This is a genomic window from Nonomuraea sp. MG754425 (assembly GCF_021699195.1).
Classification (GTDB): domain Bacteria; phylum Actinomycetota; class Actinomycetes; order Streptosporangiales; family Streptosporangiaceae; genus Nonomuraea.
Window position 1 is genome coordinate 38,653 of record NZ_SSXE01000107.1, and the last position, 20,764, is coordinate 59,416.

Sequence of the window (20,764 nt, forward strand, 5' to 3'; positions counted from 1 at the left end):
CGTCAGCGGGGGCCGACGACCCGCTGACGCTGGCCGCCGAGCCCGTCGATGCCGAGCTCCATGACGTCGCCGGGCCGCAGCCAGAGCTGCGGGTCGTGGCCCATGCCGACGCCGGGCGGGGTGCCGGTGTTGATCAGGTCCCCCGGCTCCAGCACCATGAACTGGCTCAGGTGGTGCACGATGAAGTACGGGTCGAAGATCATCGTCTTGGTGGTGCCGGTCTGGCGGCGCACGCCGTTGACGTCCAGCCACATGCCGAGGTTCCCGACGTCGGCGACCTCGTCGGGGGTGACCAGCCACGGCCCGGCCGGGTTGAACGTCTCGGCCGACTTGCCCTTGCTCCACTGCCCGCCGCGCTCCATCTGGAAGGCGCGCTCGCTGACGTCGTTGACCACGCAGTAGCCCGCGATGGCGGCGGCGGCCTGCTCCACCGAGTCGAGGTAGGAGGTGCGCCTGCCGATCACGATGCCCAGCTCCACCTCCCAGTCCGTCTTCGTGGAGCCGCGCGGGATGCGCACGTCGTCGTACGGGCCGACGAGCGTGTTGGGCGACTTGGTGAACAGGATCGGCTCGTCCGGCACGGCCTGCCCGGTCTCGGCGGCGTGGTCGCTGTAGTTGAGCCCGATGCACAGGATCTGGTGCGGACGCGCGATCGGCGGGCCGACCCGCTCCCCCGCGAACGCCTGTGGCCGCCCGGTGGCGACCTTCCCGGCCAGCAGGGCGGGGCCGCCGGCGGCGAAGAACCGCTCGTCGAAGTCGGGGGTGACGTCGGAGACGTCGACGTAGTGGCCGTCGTCCACGCGGACGACGGGCTTTTCGGCGCCCGGCGCGCCGATGCGCATGAGATACACGATCGTTTCTCCGTTACTTGGAATCCCAGTAGGGCGTGGGCAGGCCGCGCACGCCCACGCGGGCGGTGAACAGCCGGCCGGAGTCGGGGTGCGCGGCCAGGCGCTCGTCCGGCAGGCCCGCCGTGGCCGTCGTGATGACGAGCACGTCCAGGTCGGGGCCCGCGAAGACGGGGCAGGAGGTGTGCGGCGCGCCGGTCTCGACGGTGGCCAGCAGTTTGCCGCGCGTCGTGCGGCACTCGACCCGGCCGCGCCCCCAGTTGGCGATCCACAGGTTGCCGTCGGCGTCGGCGCACATGCCGTCGGGCGAGCCCTCCTTGATCGTGAACGCCTCCCGCCGGGGCCCGGTCTCGCCGCTGACGGGGTCGTACTCGCGCGCCCACACCGTGCCCGGGGTCGTGTCCACGCTGTAGAGCCGCCCGTCCACCCAGGCCAGGCCGTTGGACAGGCCGAGGTCGGTGTCGAGGTAGGTGAGCCCGGTGGCGTCGAGGCGGGCCAGCACCTCCTGCCCCCGGCGGTCGTCCTGGGCCAGGCTGCCGACCAGGAACCGGCCCGCCGGGTCCACGGCTCCGTCGTTGAGCCGGCTGCGCACGCCCTCGGGCAGCACCCTGGCCAGTTCGACGCGACTGCCGTCGAGGCTGACCCGGATCAGCGCGTCCTTGCCGGCCACGATGAGCTCGCCGTCGGCGGCCACGGCCACCGCGCCCACAGTGCCGTCGAAGACGTGCTCGCCTTTGACCTCGACGTGCCCGGTCGCCGCGTCGAGCAGCCCCTCGTACACGGTGGCCGCGACGATGTCGACCCACAGCAGGCGCTGCCGGACGGGGTCCCACACGGGCCCCTCGCCCAGGGTGTAGACGCCGGCCGAGGCCGGGACGGCGGTGAAGGTCACTGAAGGTCCTCTCCTGAGACGATGGCCCGGATGGCGGGCAGGTCGGCGACGAGCCGGTCGATCGGGGTGCGGTAGGCCAGGCCGCTGACGCTGATCGCGCCGCTGGGCGCGGTGGGCGAGGTCAGGTAGGCGGCGACCGCCACGCAGTTGACGCCGGGCTCGTTCTCCTGGTCGTCGGCGGCGTACCCCTGCTCGCGGACGCGAGCCAGCTCGGCGTGCAGTTCCCCGGCGGTCGCGATGGAGCGCCCGGTCGGCCTTTCCAGGGTACGTCCGTCCGCCCAGGCGCGGACCGCGTCCGCGTCGGGCAGCGCGTGGGCCAGCAGCACCTTCCCGACCGCCGTGCAGTGCGCCGGGTTGCGCCCGCCCACGATCGAGGTCAGCCGGACGGCCCCCGCGTCCGGGTCCAGCTTGGAGCGGTAGACGACCGAGTGCCCGTCGAGCACGGCGTAGTGGGCCGTCTCGCCGTACCGCTCGCACAGCGCCTTGAGCACCGGCATGACGCGGACGTGGTCGGGACGCGCCTCATGATGCGCGAAGGCCATCCGCAGGAACTCGTCGCCCAGGACGTAGCGGCCGTGGCCATGCTGTGCGGCCAGCCCGGCGCGGCGCAGCGCGGCCAGCGCCCGGTGCACGGTCGGCTTCGGGCTGGCCACCGCCCGCGCCATCTCCTCCAGCCCGATCCCGTCGGGATGACGGGCCAGCTCGGCCAGGACCGCGAGCACGCGGTCGGAGCCGACGAGCTTGTCGGCCTGGCTCTGCGTGGACACGTTCCGAACCTTAGACCATCGTTCCATCAGACGAAAAATCGCCCTGGAACGTCAGCGAGCTGGACGGTCACCACCTTGCCCGGCCGGACCGGCTCAAACGGGGCGCTTGCCCCCGGTGTCGCCGTCGGCCAGCACCCTGGCCGTCTGCGGCGTGCGGACGACGGTCGCGTCCGTGGCCGGATCCGTGGACGGATCGGCCTGCGCCGGAGCGGCGCCCAGCGCCAGCACGGCGGCCAGGGCCGCGCTCGCGGCGGCGGCGCGGTGAGTCCAGCTACGGGGCTGCATGGGCCCTCCCAGGTGACCGATGAGCACGACGGTGCCGCACACCAGCATCGGCCGCCGCGTCCCCGCCCGTCCACCCCCAAAGCAGGCGAATGCCACAAGTGGCCACTTGTGGCCATTCATCCGGTCCCGGAATTCCGGCCTTCCCGCCAGTTGCGCCGCCCCCGAAGTCCCGTAACGTCCACACCAGCGACCCCGCCCCCGACAGTGAGGAACGGCCTGCATGTCCGACGACGCGGTGCGAAACGTCTTCCAGGCAGTGGACTCGTTCGACGTCGACGCGTTCACGCGCCTGCTGGCCGAGGACGCCACACTGGTCTTCGGCAACGCCGAGCCGTCGGTCGGCCGCGAGCCCATCGCCGCCGGGCTGCGCACGTTCTTCGCCACCATCGCCGGCCTGCGGCACCGGATCGTCAGGAACTGGCAGGCGGGCGACGAAACCATCGCCGAGACCGAGGTCACCTACCGGCGGCTCGACGGCAAGCACGTCAGCGTCCCGGCCGTGTCCATCTGGCGTACCCGCGCGGACGGCCTGATCTCCGACTACCGCATCTTCGTCGACCTCGCCCCCGTCTACGCCCCCTAGCCGTACCGCCCGGAGCGGCCCGGCGCACCCGCGTAGGGTGACGTCATGCGCATCGACCGGCTCGACCACCTGGTGCTGACCGTCGCCGACATCGAGGCCACCGTCGGCTTCTACACCCGCGTCCTGGGCATGGAGGCGGTGACGTTCGACGCGGATCGCACCGCGCTCACCTTCGGCCGCAGCAAGATCAACCTGCACCCGGCGGGCCACGAGTTCGAGCCGAAGGCCCACCACCCGGCACCCGGCAGCGCCGACCTCTGCCTGATCACCACCGACCCGCTGGACCAGGTCATCGAGGAACTCCACGCCTGCGCCGTCCCCATCGAGGTGGGCCCGGTGGAACGCACCGGCGCAACCGGCCCGATGCTCAGCGTCTACGTACGCGACCCCGACCGGAATTTGATCGAGATCAGCACCTACCTCTGATCACCCTCACCCGATGCCCCGACCCGCGCCATGAGAACCCGGCGCCACACGAGCGGCCGTCAGGCCGGAGACCCGATACATGCAGCGCCGGTCACGCGGCATGGGTGTCGGCGCCGCGCAGGATGTAGAGGTCATCGCCGAACACGGCCGAGACCTGGAGTTGCCCGCCGAGCGCCTGCACATAGCGGGCAATGGCCTCCACGGTGGACACCTCACCGCGCTCGATCTGGGAGACCCGGCTCTTGGTCACTCCCATCAGGTCAGCAACCTCGGCCTGTGACAGACCCTGGCTCTTGCGCCGTTCAGCCAGCCGGTGGCCGTCGATATAAGCCTGATTACGCCGTCGAGCCTCAGCCACGGCCTCCTCACCGCCGGAGGCGGCCACGATGCCGGCGCGAACATCGCCCCACTTAGGAAAATTCGTCATCGGTCCTTCTCCTCCGCCTCGCGTTCGATCAGGTATTTCGCGTACAACTCTTCGGCGAGCGGGACAGCCCGCCGATACCAGCCCGACCCCTGGCGACTTACCTGCTCCGGGCCAGATGCCCGTTCGCTGATCGACTCGAGGTCGTCCGGGCCGCTCGTCACCCAGTCAGTCACTCGGGATCGGGCCTGTGGGCTGGGGCTGCGGCCACCCGTCACGGCCGTTACTCCACAGCTCGGAGGCGTGATAGGCGAACCGGTCGAACAGCCCGTCTTCCTGGTGCCGCCGCAGGTGCAGCATCGGCGAGTCGTGCCCGACGAGCTTGGCCAGGTGGGGCGTGACGAGCATCTCGGAGTCGAATCGGAACACGCTCATGGCGATGTGCTCGCTTCCGCTTGAGGACCTTCGCCAGGTTCGGATGTTCCAGCCAGAGGAAGTAGTTCGTGTAACCGGCGAACACGATCTCATTCCGTGCCGAGTTGATGAGATTGCGCCAGATTGATTTCGGACATGCGGAGCGCTACGGATAAACGGTCAATACCTCTTTGTCGGGCCCTGTTTTCACCGTATTGCGAATGTTGGTCACTCAGAAGGCCGCCCGTCCGCGCGAGCGCTCAGTTCTCGATAAGCCTCGCGCAGTTCTGTGGCTTCCGGCATGCGGAGTGCTTCGATGGCGCTGATCACCTCGTGTGCCCTCCAATAGCTGGACGGCACCAGCACGCCGCTGGTCATCGTCATGAGGGTAAGCCGACCGGCCTCGTCGGGCTGATCGGCCGCCAGCAGCGCCAGCGCCAGGTCAAGGCGCGCGGATGCCGCCCTGCGCGGGCGAAACGGCCCATCTGCGGCTGACTCCATACGCGCGAGCACCTGCCGGGCGTATGACTCGGCGGCCGGATCTCCCAGCCATGACAGTGTGGTCGCGACGTATGCGTCGCTCTTGGAGGGGTCGTACCGGTAGTGATGCTCGGGATGCTCGGGCATCGACAACGGCGAGACCAGCCGGGCGACACGGTTCAGCGCATCACGTGTCTCCGGGCCGGACCCGAGCCGCGCCCATACCCGCCCTTCCTGCGCAGTCGCCTGGATGTAGACGGAACTTCCACGTGGCGCGATCACCTGCGCTCCCTGAGTCAGGGTCAAGGCTCGGCGGTAGTCGCCGGTGGTGACCGCCTGCCATGCCTCCGTCTCCAGGCACCATGCCGCGATCTCGGGACACTCAGCGTGCTTGGCCAACTGCGCGGATGTCTGAAGCCATGTTGCAGCGGCATCGAACTCGCGAAGATCGATGTAGCAGGTGGAAGCCAGCAAGGACAGCCACCCACCGGTCGTGAGCAGGCGGCGGTGCTCGACGATCGTCTTCTTCGCGTTGATCAGATGCGAGACGTAGGACAGGTGCTGGCGTGCTCGTTTGAGCAATTCGGCCGGTGGTGTTCTCTGGTAGGCCATCGCGAGGTCATCGACGGCCGATTCCAGCCGGTCAAGCGTCTCGTCACCCACATCGCTCGCCGCAACCCGACGGGCCAGTTCCAACGCCTCGATCTCGCCTTCAAAGCGAGCGTCGTCCCGCACCGTGGCTTCCGCGTCATCGGCGAACAACTCGGCTTCCTCCATGCCGAACACTCGGCAGTAGAGCAATCGATAGGGATCCTTGGGCTGGTGCCTGCCGGCCTCCCAATCCTTGATCATACGGATCAGGGATTCCCGCTCCGGTAGACGAGCCCGGGTGTGTGGGTCGGCTGCGTCGGCAAGGCGCTTGGCCATGTCTCGCTGTGTCCACAACTCGCCACGCCTTTCGGCGCGCAACCGTACGGCCCAGGCCGGAACGCTATCCATTGTGTGCACCTCGGGGGACGTGGGGTCCGCCTGTCTCCCCCAGTCTCCCTTACTCGCACTGTCGGCGCGGGGGTACCGGGAGATGTCATGAGAGGACCCTGAAAAGGCGGAACCCGCAGGCGCTGACACGCCGTACGGGTTCCTTGATCGCACACTGGAGGTGCGACCCATGGACAACTCTAGAGGCGCCCCGATCCCCGCGAACAGCGTCACAGCGAGCCATCAGGACAGGGCATCAGACGTCGCGTCGGTGCCTCTTGCGAGCTACCGAGGCTGGGATCCGGACAAGCGACGCGCCGCATGGGAACTGGACCGCTCTGAGCCTGGATGGGCAGTGTTCTATGGCCCGTACACTCGCCGCTTCTACGCGATCGCCGCCTGGCCGTCCCCACGCCCGCTCGTCTTGGACGCCGGAGACACCGACGAGCTACGCACTCTCATGCACGAGGCGCACGCCGGGTGTTGGCCGAGGATGGCATGACAGCGCGTGGCTCGTGGCAGCAGCCGGGGTGCCGAATCGAGATCAGGAGCATGGAGCACAGCCCGACGACGACACGGGTACTCGGATCGCGGCTCATCGGCCGCAAGGGCCGGGTGGTCGCCAATATCCGTCCCGGCGTGATCGCCTTGGTCCAGCTCGATGGGCCTCAGCAGGACCTACCGATGGGGATGCGGCGATGGTCGGTTCACTGGGATGACCTCGCTCCCTGCCTTGCGTGGCGCGCTGATCCCCCTCACTCCTACTGGCTGGGACTCTCGCATCTTGATCGGGATGCCGTGCAGCACGCCGTGCTTGACGGTGAGGTTATTGGCCTCTGCGGCGATGCGGCATATCCCTTGCCGTTCACCGGCTGGTCTCTTGCATTCGACACCACCAGCGCGCGAGCCTGCCCGACCTGCGTACGGCTGGTAGGAGCGGCCCCATGCCCGAGTGGTGCGGTGGGCCAGGGCTGAGGAACGAAGCCATGGACCGTCGATCGCCCCCAGCCGGATACGCAGATCAGCCGAAGTCAGGCGATCGTAGGCTGTTCCGAAGTATGGCGCTGAGACCTGTGCCGGATGGCTGCGGGCGGCTTGGCCGCTCCCGCCGGGACCGGCCCCCAGGCCGCAGCCCGGCGGGGAGGGCGGCCGTCCTGCCGCCCGCGCGGCGGCGCGCCAGCGCCGCCGCCTTGAGTAAAGAAACTCTGAACCACAGGGCGGCCGGTACTCATCGCAGGATACGCATGGGATCACTGGCAGGAGCGAAACCGGCAAGTTTGCTGGGGTCGCGGTCGGTATCTTGGGCCTCTTCCCAGCCAACGGCCTGGGTGATGACATAGTCCTGCTCGTTGGCCGTCTCCAGGATGAGGCAGTGGGCTTCACGGTCGACCGCGGCGTTTTCCGTGTAGATACGTTCGCTCTCTGCATGCGTCGCGCATCGAATCAGGAGGCCGTGACGCGATTCCGATGTTCGACCGCTTTTAGACCACGAGGGATATGCCGCTGTCGGAGAGTTCTTGGGGTGTCAAGTCGATGTCGGGGTCGTCGGCGAGTTCGCGGTGGTAGCCGATCTCGAGGCGGTTGGCGGGCGCTTTGACCTCGGTGACTTCGATGGGATGGCCGTTGGGGTGGGCCATGGTGCGGCGGATGATGAGGACGGCTTCGGCGTAGTCCATGCGGAGTGCGGCTCGTTCGTCTTCGTAGGCGATGCGGGCACTGGTGAGAGTCAGCCATCGGACAGGGCCGTGTTCACGGACGAGCGACTGGTAGAAGAAGCCGGGCCGCTTGCGGTACTGGGCGTGGCGCTTGGGGTCGTCCCAGTCGGGGAGCATGTCGGCGTTGGTGTAGGAGTTGATCTCCAGGCGGGCCGATGCGCCGCGGATGACGGCGGTGTGTCCTCGGTGCCACATGCTGCGGCGGTGGATGACCGGGTGGCCGGCATGCCCGCGTACTACTGGACGCCCCGAGAGATGCGGCACAGCTTCGTCTCGCTGCTGTCCGACTCCGGGGTCCCTCTGGAGGACAACGCCCGCCTCGTCGGCCACAGCGGGACGGCGGTCACCGAAGCTGTCTATCGCAAGCAGATCCGCCCCATACTCCTGCAAGGAGCTGCGGCGATGGACACGATCTTCGCCCGGTAGTCACTCAGTTAGTCACTCGTCAATGCGAAAGGGTGCCACTCTGATGAGTGACACCCTGATCGACCAGCTACCTGGTCGGGACGACAGGATTTGAACCTGCGACCCCTTGACCCCCAGTCAAGTGCGCTACCAAGCTGCGCTACGTCCCGGCTGTGTCGGCCGCCTCCTGCGAGGCGAGACGTCATAACCTTAGCGCACATCGGAGGTGCACGCGTACACGGAGAACGGGAGCGGAGGCGGCCAGGTGGGGCGTAAGCCGACCATTGATCGCGAGGAACTGGTACGGCGGGTGGCCGAGGGGATGAGTGTGCAGGAACTGGCCGCTCACTTCGGCGTGAGCGAGTCAGGGGTGTTGCAGGCGAAGCGGTCCGCCGGGCTGGCCAAGCCGATGATGGACCACAGTGCCGCGCTCCCGTGGAAGCTGGCCCGCGCGCACGCGCAGTCGGGCCCGGCCACGAACCTGCGCAACCTGTCGGCGGCGGCTCAGGGCAAGCCGCCGGCGGCGGAGCGGCTGAACACGGCGCTGCGGTGGGCCCAGCGGCTCGTCGATGCCGGGCTCGACCTGCGTTACGACGCCGGTGAGGGCTTCAGCGAGGTGCCCGCCGGGCCGGGCGGCTCGCATGTGGCATCGGTGCTGGCCGCGGCCAGGAAGGCGCTCGAGGGGCGCTGAACGGCGTTTCGACCGCCCGTTCGAGGGCAGTCGCCGGTCTCGACACAGAGACCGGAGGCGAACAACATGACCCCCTGGGCATGGGTGGCCGTCGTGGTCGCGGTGGTGGCGCTCGCCGCAGTCGGTTTTCTCACGCTGCGGCAGAGGCGTCGCGCCCATCTCCGCGAACGTTTCGGCCCGGAATATGAACGCGCGGTCGCCGAGCACGGCGACAACCGCCGCGAGGCGGAGCAGGAGTTGCTCGATCGGGAGCAGCGGCACGCGGAGCTCGACATCCGTCCCCTGTCGGAGGAGTCGCGCGAGAGCTACGCCGGCCGCTGGGGCGAGGTGCAGGAGCGCTTCGTGGACGCCCCTGGGCCCGCGGTGACCGAGGCCGACCAGTTGGTCACGGCGGTCATGGCGGAACGGGGTTACCCGACGGACGACCTGGAGCAACGCATGTCCGACCTGTCGGTGGGACACCCCTCGACACTCGGCCGCTACCGGACGGCTCGCGAGATCAGCGGGCGCGCGGCCAGGAAGGAAGCCTCCACCGAGGACCTCCGCCAGGCCATGGTGCACTACCGCGCGCTGTTCGAGGAACTGCTGCACGAGACGACCCCCCGAGGACGGTGAACGATATGAGCGACAAGCCGAAACCCCCGTCGCAACCCGGCGACGACCCGAACGGCACGCACGACAGAGACGCGATCCACGGCCCGCTCCCCGACGACGAGGAGTTCACCCGCAGCGAGGCCGAGACGGAACAACTTCCCCCGCAGCACATCGAACCGCGGCCGAGTATCAACATCGACCTCCCGCCCGAACCCGACCAGCCGCACGCCGCCCCCGGCACCCACGCGGCCCCCACCGACGCCGCGCTGTTCGACCAGGACCCCGCCGAGGTGCAGGCCCGCTGGCGCGACCTGCAGTCCTGCTTCGTGGACGACCCCGGCCAGGCGGTGCAACGGGCCGACGGGCTGGTGGGCGAGGTCGTGGAGTCCCTCACCAGCACCCTGACCAGCCGGACGAGCGCACTGCGCGACCGCTGGAAGAGCACCGACGCCGACACCGAACAACTCCGCCTGGCGCTGCGCGACTACCGCAACGTCCTGGAACAGCTCCTGGCCCTGTCCAGCGGGCCACCGCTCCAGAGCCAGGGAACGAGGTGACCTGACATGCTCGCGATCATCGCGGCGATCGTCTTCGGGCTGGGCTTCCTGCTCGACCTGGTGAACGCGCGGATCCCCGGCGGCTTCTCCGGCATGACGTTCGTGCTGCTGGGGCTGACCCTGCTGGCCCTGCACCAGGCAGGCGTCGGCACGGCCGGCCTGCGTTCGGGATTCGGCAAGTGGCGCGGCGGCCGAACTCGCCGCTGAGCCTCGTGCGGGAGCTACCCCTTACCGGGAAACCGCATGATCACCGTGCTGCCGCCGCTGCCGACGCGCAACGTCAGGTCGGAGGAGAGCAGCCGGGCCACCCACAGCCCCATGCCGCCCACCGCGCCCGGCATGGGGCCCGGTTTCCAGAGGCCCTCGTCGTGCACCTCGACGACCAGGTCCCCGCCGCTCACCCAGGTACGCAGGTGGGCGGAGGCGGCCCCGTGGGTGACGGCGTTGGTGGCCACCTCGTTGACGGCGATGACGAAGTCGCCGACGACCTCTTCGGGCATGCCGGCGGCGCGGGCCTCGTCCTCGGCGAACTGCCGGACCCGTGGCAGGTCCGGCAGCCGGAAGCGCAGCGCCTTCACGGGCACGCCGGGTGGCGGGCTCGTGTGGCCCGACTGAGGCTCGACGTCCTCGTTCACCCGGCGACCGCCTTCGTCAGCCGACCAGCTCGGCGCGAAGCTGGTCGAGAACCTTGCGGAGAATGCGGGAAACATGCATCTGGGAGATCCCGAACTCGGCGGCGATCTCGGCCTGCGTCATGTTGCCGAAGAAACGCAGCAGCAGGATGTGCTTCTCGCGGGAGGGCAGCGCGTCGATGAGCGGTTTGACGGCTTCCCTGTCGACCATGGTGCTCAGCGTATCGTCGTCCTCCGGAATGACGTCGCCCAGCGAGGCCGCGTCGTCGTCGGTGCCGAGCGGCGCGTCGAGCGACAGCGTGCTGTAGGCGGCGGAGGCGTCGAGCGTGAGCAGGACGTCCTCCTCGCTGATGTTCATCTTCGCGGCCAGTTCGGCCACGGTCGGCGAGCGGCCGAGGTCCTGGCTGAGGTCGGCGACGAGCCGGTTGAGCTCCGAGCGGCGCTCCTGGTACAGGCGGGGCACCCGGATGGCCCAGGTGCGGTCGCGGAAGTGCCGCTTGACCTCGCCGGTCATCGTGACGACCGCGTAGCCCCTGAACGCGTGCCCGAGGGTCGGGTCGAAGCCGTTGACGGCTTTCATCAGCCCGACGTACGCGGCCTGGAGGAGATCCTCCAGGGGTTCGCCCCGGTAGCGGTAGCGCCGGGCGATCTCCATGGCCAGCGGCCGGTGCATCTCGACGATGCGCTCGCGCAGACGCTCCTTGAGGCTGTCGGGCGTTTCTTCCCTGACCATCTCGGCCAGAAGTTCTTCGGCGGTCATCTCCTCGAGGACGTATTCCTGCACAGCCATCGCTGCTCCTCATATGGATCGCAGGCGGCCCGCCGCAAAAGGAAAAAGCCCATGCAGAGGCACGCCTCGCTCTACTCTCGAGACCGAAGCCCTCTGCTGGACTTCGGCTCCAGTATCCCCCCTGCGGCCGGAAGTATTCCTCGATCGCGTGGTGACAGTAGGGTTGCCCCGTGACAATGCCGGAGAACGGCGAGGAGCCGATGGCGGCCCTCAGCCTGACGTCGTCGACCGTGGACGGGATCACCGTGGTCAGGGTTCATGGCGTGCTCGACGCCACGACACGGGCGCAGTTCGCCGACTACCTGACCATGGCGGGCGCCGACCTGATCCTGGATCTGGCCGGGGTGACGTTCATGGATTCGCGTGCCCTCGGGCTGATCGTCCATCGCTGGCAGACGAGCACGACGGGGGGCGCCAGGTTCGCGCTGATCGGGGTGGAGTACTCCAAGTCGAAGGTGATGTGGATCACCGGCCTGGCCCAGCGCCTGCCGCTCTACGACACCCTCGATGACGCGCTGGCGGCCATCGGCTGACCGGCTTTCAGCGCTTCGACTTGCGCTGGTGCTCGTCGACCAGCGACCTGGCCAGGTCGGCCACCTTGACCTGATGGTGCTGCGAGATCCTGCGCAGTTCCTCGAAGGCGGCCTCGGCGGTGCAGTTGCTGGTCTGCATGATGATGCCCTTGGCCTGGTCGATCACCGAACGGCCGGCCAGGGCCTCCTGGAGCTGCGCGTGGTCGGTGCGCACCTCCTCGAACTCCCACATGTTCGTCATGGCCACGCCGACCTGCTCGGTCAGCATGTCGGCGAGCGAGCCCGCGCCCTGCGGGGAGAAGGCCCCGGGGCGTACCGAGTAGAGGCCGACGACGAGCAGCGCGGGCGGGGCCTCGATGGGCACGACGAGCACGGAGCGCACGCCCCAGCGGGTGGCCAGCGCGTCGTAGCGGGGCCAGCGGGTCTCCTTCAGCACGTCGGTGACCGTGGCCCGGCCGCCGCTCTGCCTGGCCTCGATGGACGGGCCCTCACCCAGTTCCCGTTCGCCCTCGACGAGCATGATGAGCTCGCTGTGGGACCCGGAGACGATGACACGGTGGTCACGCCAGTGTTCGGCCGAGGCTCCTGAGCAGTTGGGGACGCCTGTGGCCAGTGCCGTGGTCAGACCGCGCAACACGCTCTCCGTCGAGGTGTCCTCCCCCAGCCGGCCCAGGGCGGCGAGGTCACGAGCGAGTCCGGGGGTGATCATCGCGGTCGATTCCATAGCAATAAGCATCTACCCCTTATGGCTAGCATTATCCCGAGTGGCGTAGCGTTCAGACCATGACCATGCCGGACCTCGAACACGCGCTTGACGCGCTGACCGGGCGCGTCGCCTCGCTGCGCGCGGCGAGGGCCGCCTATCCGTCCGACCTCGCACCCACGCTGGACGCCGCGCTCGCCGAGCTCGACACGGCCGCCGAGTTGCTGGCCGCGGCCCGCGAGGAACTGCGCAAGGCCCCCAAGCGGGCCCCCGGGCGCAAGGACGGTGGTCAGCGGGAGCTCAAGCTGCTGCGTCAGGTCTTCAGGGCCTTCCCGGTGCCGGTCATCGTGCTCGACGGCGGCGGCGTCGTCCGGCGGATCAACCCCGAGACCTCGCGCATGCTCGGCAGCCCCGACGGTTACCTGGTGGGCCGGTCGTTCCCGCTGCTGGTGGACGTGTCGCGGCGGGCCGCCTTCCGCTCGCACCTGACGTCGGTGCTGCAGACCGGGCAGCCGGCGGCGTTCGAGACCCGGCTGGCGCACCAGGGGCGCACGCACACCGTCCAGCTCGCGCTGACCAGGCTGACGATGCCGGGCGAGCCGCAGCAGATGGTGGCGGCGGTGGCGCTGCCGACCGAGGTGCAGCTCCCGGAGCCGGGCGCACGGCGGCCCGAGCAGTCCGACGGCGCGCTGCTGCTGGCCGCGGCCAGGCGGCAGGACCTGCTGACCCGGATGGGCCGGCTGCTGCTCGACGAGGAGGCGCTGCTGCGTCCCGTCGTGCTGCAGCGGGCGGCGCGGCTGCTGGCCTCCGAGTGGGCCGACTGGGTGCTGGCCGACATGGTGCGTGACGGAGTGCCGCGCCGCGCGGTCGTCGCGGCGCCCAAGAACCACCCTCTGGGCGGATTGGTCCGGCAGGTGGAGTCCGCGGAGCCCGCGGGCAGCCAACTCGTGCTGCAGGTGCTGGAGCGCGGCTCCGGCGTGGTGCTGGAGATGGTGGACGACGACGCCCTGCTCGGCTTCTGCGCCGACGGGCCGCTGCTGACCGCGATGGGCGCCGGATCGGTGCTGTGCGTGCCGATCGGCCACTCCGACGGCGCGCTGACGCTGGTGCGCGCGCACGACAGGCCCCCGTTCGCGCTGGCGGACCTGGCCGTCATGCAGGAAGTGGGGGTGCAGATGGGGCTGGCGGTACGCGCCCAGAGCAGCTTCCAGAGCCGCTCGCTGGCCGCGGACGCGCTGTCGGCCAGCGTCGCCCCGCGCAACCTGCCCGACGTGCCCGGCTTCGAGGCGGCGGCCGTCTACCACCCGGGGGCGTCGGTGGGCGCGGAGTTCTACGACGTGTTCCCGGTCTCGGGCGGCTGGGGCTTCGCGCTGGGCGGGGCCGCGGGCAAGGGCGAGGAGGCGGCCTCGGTCAGCGCCATGGTGCGCGGCGGGCTGCGCGTGCTCAGCGTCTGGGAATCCGACCCCGACCTGGTGATGCGCAAGGTGAACGAGGCCCTGACGACGCAGGGCACCGGCATGTTCGTGATGGCCGCGGCGGGGTTCGTGACCGGGCGGGAGATCCGGCTGTCCTCGGCCGGGCACCACCCGGCCGCGCTGCTCCAGCCCGACGGCGGGGTGCGCTTCGCCGCGGGCGGCGGCGTGCCGCTGGGCATCTCGCCGGAGGCCGAGACCAGGGTGGAGACGCTGACGATCGCCCCCGGGGAGACGCTGCTGCTGTATTCGGAGGGGCTGATCTCCTCCAGGAACGAGCACGGCGAGCCGTACGGCGAGGAGCGGCTGGCCGACGCGCTCAGCCGGTGCGCCGGGCAGGCGCCGTCCACCGTGGTCAAGGCGGTGGAGGCGGACCGGCACGCGTTCTCGGGCGGACAGGTCTGGGACGAGATCGTGGTGTTCGCCTTGCGATGTGTCTGATCTGCATGGGTTTGCGAGCGCCGCAAACCTGGGTATGGTCGAAATCGTAGAACGACGTGCCTAAGACGCAGGCACACCTTCAAGGCTTTCCACGCTTCTGAGGTGTGCCATGAATATCGCGATCGTCGCTTCCGCAAACGGCAACCAGCGTCACCGCATCCTGTCTGTCGCACGAGAGCTGGGCCGCGAGCATCACGTCACCGTCTACTCCCGTCGTGACAACGCCGAGAGCAAGCCCAAGACGCGGGTGGCCCCGGGAGTCACGCTGGAGAGCATCGACGTGGGGCCGGCCAGGGAACTCGCCGGCGACGACGTGGCGCCGTACCTCAACGCGGTCGGCACCGAGCTGAGCAGGCGGTGGAACCAGGAGCGGCCCGACGTGATCCACGCGCACTCGTGGACCGGCGGGCTGGTCGCCGTCGCGGGCGCGAAGGGGCTCGGTGTCCCCGTCACGCAGACGTTCCACACGGTCGACGCCACGCACATCGAGCTGGAGCGGGCGCTCGGCCGCCGGGCCGACGCGGTCATCGCGGGCTCGGGCGACGAGGAGTCGGCCCTGATCAGGCTCGGCGTGCCGCGCGGGAACATCGCCGTGGTGCCGTACGGCGTCGACACCGAGCGCTTCCAGCGCCGGGGCGCGATCGCCACGCGCGGCAGCAGCAAGCGCCTGCTGCACGTGGGGCCGCTCACCATCGAGCGCGGCGCGCACACCATCGTCCGGGCGCTGCCGGGTCTCGGGGACGTCGAGCTGGTCATCGTCGGCGGGCCCGAGCCGGAGGACCTCGACCAGGACCGGGACGCGCGCCGCCTGAGCGCGCTGGCGGAGCAGCTCGGGGTGGCCGACCGGGTGACGCTGCTCGGCCAGGTCAAGCGGGCCGCCGTGCCGAAGCTGATGCGCAGCGCGGACGCCGTGGTCTCGGTGCCGCGCGAGGCCGTGACGGGCATCGTGGCGCTGGAGGCGATGGCCTGCGGCGTGCCGGTGATCGCCTCGTCCGTGGGCGCCCACCTCGACTCCGTCATCGACGGCGTCACCGGCCTGCTGGTGCCGCCGGACCGGCCCGCGCGCACCGCGCGGCTGGCCCGCGAACTGCTCTACGACCCGACCCTGCGCACCGCGCTGGGCTACGCGGGCGCGGACCGGGTGCGCTCGCGCTACTCGTGGGAGCGGGTGAGCCAGGAGCTCGTACGGGTCTACGAGGCGGCCTGCGCCTGATCTAGCGCAGTTCTTCCCAGGCCGCCTGGAACAACCGGTCCTGCAGTTCCTGGAACCGGTCCTGCTCCGGCAGCACCCCTTGGGCGTTCTGCAGGATCAGGTCCTGGAAGCTGCCCATGCCGCCGTAGAGGCTGAGGATCGTGCGCACCGCATCCTGGAGCAGTTCGGGAGAGTCGCGGTCGCGGGCCTCCTCGACCATCCGGTCCAGGCGTCTCAGCCCTTCGGCATGGCCCGCGTGGGGTTCTCCGAGGCTTTCCAGCAGCTCGATCAGGGCGAGCAGCACGTTGCGCAGCCGGTCCTGTTCTAATGAAGCGGCCATGAGCCCACCACCTCCACTCCAGGAATATCCCGCGAATCGGGAATGTAGATCTGACCGGTGCCGCCCATGTAGAGGGAACCCTGATTGGCGACCTCTCCTTCGAAGACTTTCACACCCGCGGGGAACTTGACGGCGAAGCCGGTGTCCAGCACGCAGCGTTCGCCGCTCGGCCATACCGGGGGTAACGCCTTGTCGATGCGTGCCTGGATGACTCCCAGAGGCTTCTCCACGGAGAACCATCGGCCCATGGGCTCATGGTGGACACCGGCCCGGTAGAGAACCGTGTCCTGCTCGAGAACCCGGACCGTGTGGCGACCGCCCACGAAGTTGGCGGCGACCCTGGGAGGCAGGACGTCGTCCCCGCCCGGCACGCCGCAGGGGGCCAGGCCCAGGGGGTCGGCGGCGGTGGTCGGGTTGTGGACGAACGCGTACGGGTCCGGCCCCGGTGCCAGGCCCAGCGGGTCACTACTGATGTAGTGGGCGGCGACCGGGTCGTAGTGGCGGAAGACGTTGTAGTGGAGGCCGGACTCCTCGTCGGCGTACTGGCCGGCGAAGCGCAGCGGGCAGTCCGCGCCGGTGGACAGAGCGCCCAGGTCCGCGCCCCACAGGGTGCGGCGGGCGCGCCAGGCCACGTCGCCGCCGGGCGTGATCAGCTCGGTGGGGGTGCCGAGCAGGTCGGTGGCGATGGCGTAGAACGACTGGTCGATCTGCTCCTGCGGGAGGCGTTCCGTCTGGGCGAGCGGGCGGTGGGTGCCGGGCTCCCAGTCCCAGGTGGTGGTGCGTCCGCCGGTGGTCTGCTCGGCGAGGACCTGGCCGTCCCAGACGAAGTCGACGCGGCCGGTGCCGTCGAGGCGTTCCTTGGCGATGCGGCGGCCCAGGGCGTCGTAGCGGTAGCGCCAGGTCTGGCCGTCGGGGGTGCGCACCTCGGTCAGCCGGTCGTCGGCGTCCCAGGTGTGGTGCCAGGCGCGCGTCCCCTTCGACAGGCCCGTGCGCCGGCGCACGACGAGCCTGCCCTGGGCGTCGTAGGCGTAGCGGTCCCGGCCGGCCGCGCGGACCCGGGCGCCGGTGTAGCCGCGCCCGCCCTGGCGCGGCGCGGACGGCTCCCAGGAGGCGTCGGTGATCTTCCCGGCCGGGTCGTAGGCGTAGCGCTCGTCCGGGCCGCCGCCGTGCACGGCCGTGACGCGGCCGAGCGGGTCGAGGTCGAAGGCCCGGCGGCCGGACAGCAGGTCGTCGACGGCGGTGACGTGGCCGTCGGCGCGGTAGTCGTACGTGCGGCGCTGCCTGACCCGGCGGCCCCCGGGCCGGGAGCCGGCGCTCCAGACGTGCGCGCGCAGCCGGGAGTCGGGGTCCCATTCGCTGGACAGGGTCAGGCCGGGGCCGACGTCGCGGGTGCTCTCCCGTCCGGCCGCGTCGTGGGCGAAGCCGATGGTGTGCCCGCCCGTGTGCAGGGCTCGGGGCAGGTCGCGACCGTCGTACTCCCACCGGCTCTCCGCGCCCGACGGGGTGCGGCGCAGCACGCGGCGGCCGAGCCGGTCGTAGACCGTGGTGACGGTCGCGCCGTTGCAGGTCTCGGCGACGACCCGGCCCTGCTCGTCACGCTCGACGCGCAGGTCCGCGTCCGCGTTGACGGCCCTGACCAGGCGTCCGAGCGGGTCGTGCGCGAACGTGCACACCCGCGCGCCGGAGCGCTGCTCGACGATCCGGCCGAGCGGATCGCGGAGGTAGCGGGTGCGCTCCCCCGCGCCGTTGACGCGCTCGGTCAGTTGCCCGGCGGCGTCGCGGCGGTAGGTGAGGCGGCGGTCGTTGAAGTCGGTCTCGGCGACCAGGCCGCCGGCCGGGTCGTAGTCGTAGCGCCAGACGAGGCCGTGCGCGCCGGTCACCGAGACCAGCCGCAGTTCTGTGTCGTAGCCGAAGCGCAGGCGGGAGCCGTCGGGGCCGGTTCGGGCGGTGGGCAGGTCGAAGGGGCCGATCTCGGTGCGGGTGAGGTTGCCGAGTACGTCGGCGTGCTCGATCTGGTTGCCCTCGTCGTCGTGGCGCCAGTGCTCGGTGGCGCCGCCCGGCAGCGTGCGGGCGGCGGGACGGCCCTCGACGGTCCAGGCGTAGCGGGTGGTGTTGCCCACCGGGTCGGTGACGGCGGTGACCCGGCCGAAGGCGTCGCGCTCGTAGCGGGTGGTCGCGCCCTCGGGGTCGGTGAGCGCCACCGGCAGCCCCGCCGGGTCGCACTCCACGCGCCAGGCGTGCCCCAGCGCGTTGACCAGGCCCGCCAGGCCGCCGTGGGCGTGGTAGGCGTACCGGGTGACGCTTCCCGTCTCGCCGGCGCGCTCGGTGACCAGGTTGCCGTGGTGGTCGTACTCGCGGGTGTAGGTGAGGCCGTCGAAGTCGGTGATGGAGACCGGCAGCCCGGACCGGTCGCGGACCAGGCGGGACGTGGCGCCGTCCGGCCGGGTGATCGAGGTCAAAAGGCCGTGCTCGTCGTAGGAGCAGCGCTCGGCCCGCCCGAGCGGGTCGGTGCGCGACAGCAGGTGGTCGTGACGGTCCCACTCGTAGCGTGTCTCGTTCCCCAGCGGGTCCACCTCGCGCACGACCTGGAGCAGCTCGTTGCAGTGGTACGTGCTCTCGTGGCCGAGCGAGTCGCGGGCCGTGGTGCGGCCGGGGGCGTAGCCGATCTCGACGTCGAACACGCCGCCCGTGCCCGCGCCGCGCACGCATCTGCCCTGGTCGTCGTAGGTGTAGGCGTACCAGGTGCCGATGCGGTCCACCCAGCGGGTCAGCCGGCCGCCGGCGTCGTAGGTGAGGCGCAGGGGGCGGCCGGAGGAGTTGATCACCTCGGTGAGGTCGCGGCGCTCGTCGTAACGGTAGGCGACGAGCGTCTGGCCGGCCTCGCGCAGCCGGATCGACACGATCAGACCGTCGTGCGTCTCGACGTCGAGGTGGTAGCCGCCGGAGTGGGCCACCTCGGAGAGCACGCCGCCGGTGTAGCGCAGGTCGACGCGGTTGCCGTTGCGGTCGGTGATCGCGGCCAGCGGCAGCACGGCGGGCTGTCCAGCGTCGTCCGGGCCGGCGTCGTCGTCCGGGCCGGCCTCCTCGACCGCGGTGAAGTGCAGGGTGTGGCCGGTGGCGGGGTCCGTGACCCGGTACCGGTCCTCGCCATCGCGGACGAGCGGCATCCGGGGGCCCTCGTCCGGCAGCACCGGCTCGCCCACACCGGCGTGCGGGAAGGCGAGCAGCGCGCCCGAGGCCAGCGCCAGGCAGACGCCCTGGTCGTCGATCTCCAGGCGCTGGTCGAAGGTGGAGGCCCACGACGGGCCGAACCATCGTCCGGACCGGTGGTTCGACAGGTGGACCCGTTCCAGCGCCAGCGGCAGCACGCCCGGCAGCGCGAAGTCGTGCTGCGGCAGCAGCACCGTGCCGGTGGGGAAGTGCACCGGGTCGCGGCTGAAGAAGCGCCGGGTCTTCTGCCACGCGGTGCCGGCGGCCGTCGAGGCCCGTCCCGCGCCCGCGGTCAGCGCCTCGCGCAACCCCGTGCCCGTGACCGCCGTCGCGCCCGCCGGGATCCCGGCCCGGAACAGCCCCATCACGGCGCCGCCCCCGGCGCGCACCCCCGCCGACAGCCCGCCCAGCGCCATCGCCGCCTTGGCGCCCTGGGCCAGCAGGCCGACCTGGCGCAGCCCGGGGAACGCGCCGATCCCGTCCAGGACGACCTGTCCCAGGCCCGCCCTGCCCTGGCGGTACTTGTTCAGCGTGTCGGCGAACACGAGCGCCCCGGCGACCACCGCCGTCCCGAGCAGGAGCGCGCCCGCCACCCCGCCGGTGCCGATGACGAGCACCGCGACGCCCGCCACCAGGGCCACGTTGCGGGCCAGGTCGACGAAGTCGTCCCAGGACCTGAACGGGGTGGAGACCGTCTCCCACGCCTTCTCCAGCCACGACCTGTTCTGGATGCCGCTGCCTTCCAGCGCCTGCTCGATCTCGTTCACCGCCCGCGTCTCGGCGTCGCCGCGCAACCGGGCCGCCTCGTCGGCGATCCGGCGGGCGCGGGCCCTGTCGCCGTCGGCGTCGTGGGCGCGCCGCACGGCGGGCCGCACCTCGGCCTGGACGGCGGGGCCGGCGGCGGCGACGGCCGACTCCACCTCCGTCAGGGAGCCCGTGGCGGCCGAGGCGGGCAGCCTGGCCCTGATCTCGCGTAATGCGCCCTGGTAGCGCTCGTCGGCCGCCTGTCCCTCCCGCAGCGCCGTCCCGGACCTGGTCCTGGCCTCCTCCAGGGCGGCGGCGTAGGTCTTCAGCGCGGTGCCCGCGCCGCGGTAGGCCGTGGCCAGCTTGGCCAGCTCGCCCGGCAGGGTGCGAAGGGCCTCCGCGTACTTGGCCGCGTAGTCGCCGCGCATGTTCAGCGCCGGGCTGCCGCCCGAGACGGTGTTCAGCCTGGCGGTGTTGTCCTCGGCCAGCTTCGCCTGGTCGAGGAGCCGGCCGGCCAGCGCCCGCGCCTGCGCCGGATCTCCCGGGGCGGGGTCGCCCGTCAGCCCGAGTGTCTCCCATCCACCAGGCATGCGATCACCTGCTCGCCTCCGCGTCGTGGCCCCGTGATTGCGGGTTCGCGATGCTGTACGCACGCCGCGGAGCCCGGAGTTCAACGCCCTCCCGACCAGGCGGTGAGTTTCTGTCGGT

General features: G+C 70.8%; 23 protein-coding genes and 1 tRNA gene. 10 read left to right on the forward strand and 14 right to left on the reverse strand.

From position 1 onward, the window contains the following. Positions 1 to 2: 2 nt before the first annotated feature. The 4 genes from FAF44_RS31860 to FAF44_RS31875 form a co-directional block, all read right to left on the reverse strand. A complete protein-coding gene (locus tag FAF44_RS31860; RefSeq protein ID WP_237107016.1) occupies positions 3 to 851 on the reverse strand; it encodes a fumarylacetoacetate hydrolase family protein in 849 nt (282 codons plus the stop codon). 13 nt (positions 852 to 864) lie between these two features. Beyond that, positions 865 to 1,740: an SMP-30/gluconolactonase/LRE family protein gene (locus FAF44_RS31865; RefSeq protein WP_237107017.1), complete on the reverse strand. Its 876-nt coding sequence runs from the start codon at positions 1,738 to 1,740 to the stop codon at positions 865 to 867. Next, entirely contained in the window at positions 1,737 to 2,507 is a 771-nt protein-coding gene (locus FAF44_RS31870) for an IclR family transcriptional regulator (RefSeq protein ID WP_237107018.1), read from the reverse strand. Before FAF44_RS31870 ends, FAF44_RS31865 begins: the two co-directional genes overlap by 4 nt. A 93-nt stretch (positions 2,508 to 2,600) precedes the next feature. Beyond that, on the reverse strand, positions 2,601 to 2,792 hold the full coding sequence (locus tag FAF44_RS31875) for a hypothetical protein (RefSeq protein ID WP_237107019.1): 192 nt from the start codon (positions 2,790 to 2,792) through the stop codon (positions 2,601 to 2,603). A 220-nt stretch (positions 2,793 to 3,012) separates the two neighbouring features. On the opposite strand from FAF44_RS31875, the gene FAF44_RS31880 reads away from it, so the two are divergent. Beyond that, complete coding sequence (locus FAF44_RS31880) at positions 3,013 to 3,375, forward strand: nuclear transport factor 2 family protein (RefSeq protein ID WP_237107020.1); 363 nt, start codon at positions 3,013 to 3,015, stop codon at positions 3,373 to 3,375. A 45-nt stretch (positions 3,376 to 3,420) separates the two neighbouring features. Beyond that, positions 3,421 to 3,801, forward strand: a complete 381-nt coding sequence (locus FAF44_RS31885; protein WP_237107021.1) for a VOC family protein — start codon at positions 3,421 to 3,423, stop codon at positions 3,799 to 3,801. Positions 3,802 to 3,892: 91 nt separating this feature from the next. Here the strand turns inward: FAF44_RS31885 and FAF44_RS31890 are convergent, their stop codons facing one another. From FAF44_RS31890 to FAF44_RS31905, 4 genes are all read right to left on the reverse strand, one after another. Then, on the reverse strand, positions 3,893 to 4,228 hold the full coding sequence (locus tag FAF44_RS31890) for a helix-turn-helix domain-containing protein (RefSeq protein ID WP_237107022.1): 336 nt from the start codon (positions 4,226 to 4,228) through the stop codon (positions 3,893 to 3,895). Between the two features lie 165 nt (positions 4,229 to 4,393). Continuing rightward, positions 4,394 to 4,600, reverse strand: coding sequence for a hypothetical protein (locus tag FAF44_RS31895; protein WP_237107023.1), 207 nt, complete (start codon positions 4,598 to 4,600; stop codon positions 4,394 to 4,396). 207 nt (positions 4,601 to 4,807) lie between these two features. Beyond that, complete coding sequence (locus tag FAF44_RS31900) at positions 4,808 to 5,986, reverse strand: hypothetical protein (RefSeq protein WP_237107024.1); 1,179 nt, start codon at positions 5,984 to 5,986, stop codon at positions 4,808 to 4,810. Between the two features lie 1,532 nt (positions 5,987 to 7,518). Then, entirely contained in the window at positions 7,519 to 7,947 is a 429-nt protein-coding gene (locus tag FAF44_RS31905; RefSeq protein WP_237107025.1) for a hypothetical protein, read from the reverse strand. Positions 7,948 to 7,956: 9 nt separating this feature from the next. Between FAF44_RS31905 and FAF44_RS31910 the strand changes: the two genes are divergently transcribed. After that, the gene (locus tag FAF44_RS31910) at positions 7,957 to 8,178 is read left to right on the forward strand and encodes a hypothetical protein (protein ID WP_237107026.1); all 222 of its coding nucleotides are present in this window, start codon (positions 7,957 to 7,959) and stop codon (positions 8,176 to 8,178) included. 72 nt (positions 8,179 to 8,250) lie between these two features. On the opposite strand, the gene FAF44_RS31915 is transcribed toward FAF44_RS31910, so the two are convergent. Beyond that, positions 8,251 to 8,327, reverse strand: a tRNA-Pro gene (locus FAF44_RS31915). 95 nt (positions 8,328 to 8,422) lie between these two features. On the opposite strand from FAF44_RS31915, the gene FAF44_RS31920 reads away from it, so the two are divergent. From FAF44_RS31920 to FAF44_RS31935, 4 genes are all read left to right on the forward strand, one after another. Beyond that, positions 8,423 to 8,848, forward strand: coding sequence for a helix-turn-helix domain-containing protein (locus FAF44_RS31920; RefSeq protein ID WP_237107027.1), 426 nt, complete (start codon positions 8,423 to 8,425; stop codon positions 8,846 to 8,848). Between the two features lie 66 nt (positions 8,849 to 8,914). Continuing rightward, positions 8,915 to 9,463 carry a hypothetical protein gene (locus FAF44_RS31925; protein ID WP_237107028.1) on the forward strand — a complete coding sequence of 183 codons (549 nt, stop codon included), beginning with the start codon at positions 8,915 to 8,917 and terminating at the stop codon, positions 9,461 to 9,463. A gap of 5 nt (positions 9,464 to 9,468) precedes the next feature. Further along, positions 9,469 to 9,999, forward strand: a complete 531-nt coding sequence (locus FAF44_RS31930) for a hypothetical protein (protein WP_237107029.1) — start codon at positions 9,469 to 9,471, stop codon at positions 9,997 to 9,999. A gap of 6 nt (positions 10,000 to 10,005) precedes the next feature. Next, a complete protein-coding gene (locus tag FAF44_RS31935) occupies positions 10,006 to 10,206 on the forward strand; it encodes a hypothetical protein (protein WP_237107030.1) in 201 nt (66 codons plus the stop codon). 14 nt (positions 10,207 to 10,220) lie between these two features. On the opposite strand, the gene FAF44_RS31940 is transcribed toward FAF44_RS31935, so the two are convergent. Then, the gene (locus tag FAF44_RS31940; protein ID WP_237107031.1) at positions 10,221 to 10,634 is read right to left on the reverse strand and encodes an ATP-binding protein; all 414 of its coding nucleotides are present in this window, start codon (positions 10,632 to 10,634) and stop codon (positions 10,221 to 10,223) included. 16 nt (positions 10,635 to 10,650) lie between these two features. Beyond that, positions 10,651 to 11,421, reverse strand: coding sequence for a SigB/SigF/SigG family RNA polymerase sigma factor (locus FAF44_RS31945; RefSeq protein WP_237107032.1), 771 nt, complete (start codon positions 11,419 to 11,421; stop codon positions 10,651 to 10,653). A 176-nt stretch (positions 11,422 to 11,597) separates the two neighbouring features. Between FAF44_RS31945 and FAF44_RS31950 the strand changes: the two genes are divergently transcribed. Continuing rightward, positions 11,598 to 11,954 (forward strand): STAS domain-containing protein, encoded by a 357-nt coding sequence (locus FAF44_RS31950; protein WP_237107067.1) that lies wholly within the window; start codon positions 11,598 to 11,600, stop codon positions 11,952 to 11,954. A 7-nt stretch (positions 11,955 to 11,961) separates the two neighbouring features. On the opposite strand, the gene FAF44_RS31955 is transcribed toward FAF44_RS31950, so the two are convergent. After that, positions 11,962 to 12,678 carry a GAF and ANTAR domain-containing protein gene (locus tag FAF44_RS31955; RefSeq protein WP_237107033.1) on the reverse strand — a complete coding sequence of 239 codons (717 nt, stop codon included), beginning with the start codon at positions 12,676 to 12,678 and terminating at the stop codon, positions 11,962 to 11,964. 59 nt (positions 12,679 to 12,737) lie between these two features. Between FAF44_RS31955 and FAF44_RS31960 the strand changes: the two genes are divergently transcribed. After that, the gene (locus FAF44_RS31960) at positions 12,738 to 14,570 is read left to right on the forward strand and encodes a SpoIIE family protein phosphatase (RefSeq protein ID WP_237107034.1); all 1,833 of its coding nucleotides are present in this window, start codon (positions 12,738 to 12,740) and stop codon (positions 14,568 to 14,570) included. 109 nt (positions 14,571 to 14,679) lie between these two features. After that, positions 14,680 to 15,783 carry a glycosyltransferase gene (locus FAF44_RS31965; protein ID WP_237107035.1) on the forward strand — a complete coding sequence of 368 codons (1,104 nt, stop codon included), beginning with the start codon at positions 14,680 to 14,682 and terminating at the stop codon, positions 15,781 to 15,783. A 1-nt stretch (position 15,784) separates the two neighbouring features. On the opposite strand, the gene FAF44_RS31970 is transcribed toward FAF44_RS31965, so the two are convergent. Together FAF44_RS31970 and FAF44_RS31975 are read right to left on the reverse strand one after the other, a co-directional pair. Further along, positions 15,785 to 16,102 (reverse strand): hypothetical protein, encoded by a 318-nt coding sequence (locus FAF44_RS31970; protein WP_237107036.1) that lies wholly within the window; start codon positions 16,100 to 16,102, stop codon positions 15,785 to 15,787. Next, positions 16,087 to 20,646, reverse strand: a complete 4,560-nt coding sequence (locus tag FAF44_RS31975) for a DUF6531 domain-containing protein (protein WP_237107037.1) — start codon at positions 20,644 to 20,646, stop codon at positions 16,087 to 16,089. Before FAF44_RS31975 ends, FAF44_RS31970 begins: the two co-directional genes overlap by 16 nt. Positions 20,647 to 20,764 lie beyond the last annotated feature (118 nt).

What these genes read in the sequence shown, in the direction of transcription:
- FAF44_RS31900 (WP_237107024.1), bottom strand. Translation starts at nt 5,986, where the DNA reads ATGGCCAAGCGCCTTGCCGACGCAGCCGACCCACACACCCGGGCTCGT.
- FAF44_RS31960 (WP_237107034.1), top strand. Translation starts at nt 12,738, where the DNA reads ATGACCATGCCGGACCTCGAACACGCGCTTGACGCGCTGACCGGGCGC.
- FAF44_RS31925 (WP_237107028.1), top strand. Translation starts at nt 8,915, where the DNA reads ATGACCCCCTGGGCATGGGTGGCCGTCGTGGTCGCGGTGGTGGCGCTC.
- FAF44_RS31930 (WP_237107029.1), top strand. Translation starts at nt 9,469, where the DNA reads ATGAGCGACAAGCCGAAACCCCCGTCGCAACCCGGCGACGACCCGAAC.
- FAF44_RS31875 (WP_237107019.1), bottom strand. Translation starts at nt 2,792, where the DNA reads ATGCAGCCCCGTAGCTGGACTCACCGCGCCGCCGCCGCGAGCGCGGCC.
- FAF44_RS31970 (WP_237107036.1), bottom strand. Translation starts at nt 16,102, where the DNA reads ATGGCCGCTTCATTAGAACAGGACCGGCTGCGCAACGTGCTGCTCGCC.
- FAF44_RS31950 (WP_237107067.1), top strand. Translation starts at nt 11,598, where the DNA reads ATGCCGGAGAACGGCGAGGAGCCGATGGCGGCCCTCAGCCTGACGTCG.
- FAF44_RS31945 (WP_237107032.1), bottom strand. Translation starts at nt 11,421, where the DNA reads ATGGCTGTGCAGGAATACGTCCTCGAGGAGATGACCGCCGAAGAACTT.
- FAF44_RS31895 (WP_237107023.1), bottom strand. Translation starts at nt 4,600, where the DNA reads ATGAGCGTGTTCCGATTCGACTCCGAGATGCTCGTCACGCCCCACCTG.
- FAF44_RS31890 (WP_237107022.1), bottom strand. Translation starts at nt 4,228, where the DNA reads ATGACGAATTTTCCTAAGTGGGGCGATGTTCGCGCCGGCATCGTGGCC.
- FAF44_RS31935 (WP_237107030.1), top strand. Translation starts at nt 10,006, where the DNA reads ATGCTCGCGATCATCGCGGCGATCGTCTTCGGGCTGGGCTTCCTGCTC.
- FAF44_RS31885 (WP_237107021.1), top strand. Translation starts at nt 3,421, where the DNA reads ATGCGCATCGACCGGCTCGACCACCTGGTGCTGACCGTCGCCGACATC.
- FAF44_RS31905 (WP_237107025.1), bottom strand. Translation starts at nt 7,947, where the DNA reads ATGTGGCACCGAGGACACACCGCCGTCATCCGCGGCGCATCGGCCCGC.
- FAF44_RS31955 (WP_237107033.1), bottom strand. Translation starts at nt 12,678, where the DNA reads ATGGAATCGACCGCGATGATCACCCCCGGACTCGCTCGTGACCTCGCC.
- FAF44_RS31965 (WP_237107035.1), top strand. Translation starts at nt 14,680, where the DNA reads ATGAATATCGCGATCGTCGCTTCCGCAAACGGCAACCAGCGTCACCGC.
- FAF44_RS31975 (WP_237107037.1), bottom strand. Translation starts at nt 20,646, where the DNA reads ATGCCTGGTGGATGGGAGACACTCGGGCTGACGGGCGACCCCGCCCCG.
- FAF44_RS31880 (WP_237107020.1), top strand. Translation starts at nt 3,013, where the DNA reads ATGTCCGACGACGCGGTGCGAAACGTCTTCCAGGCAGTGGACTCGTTC.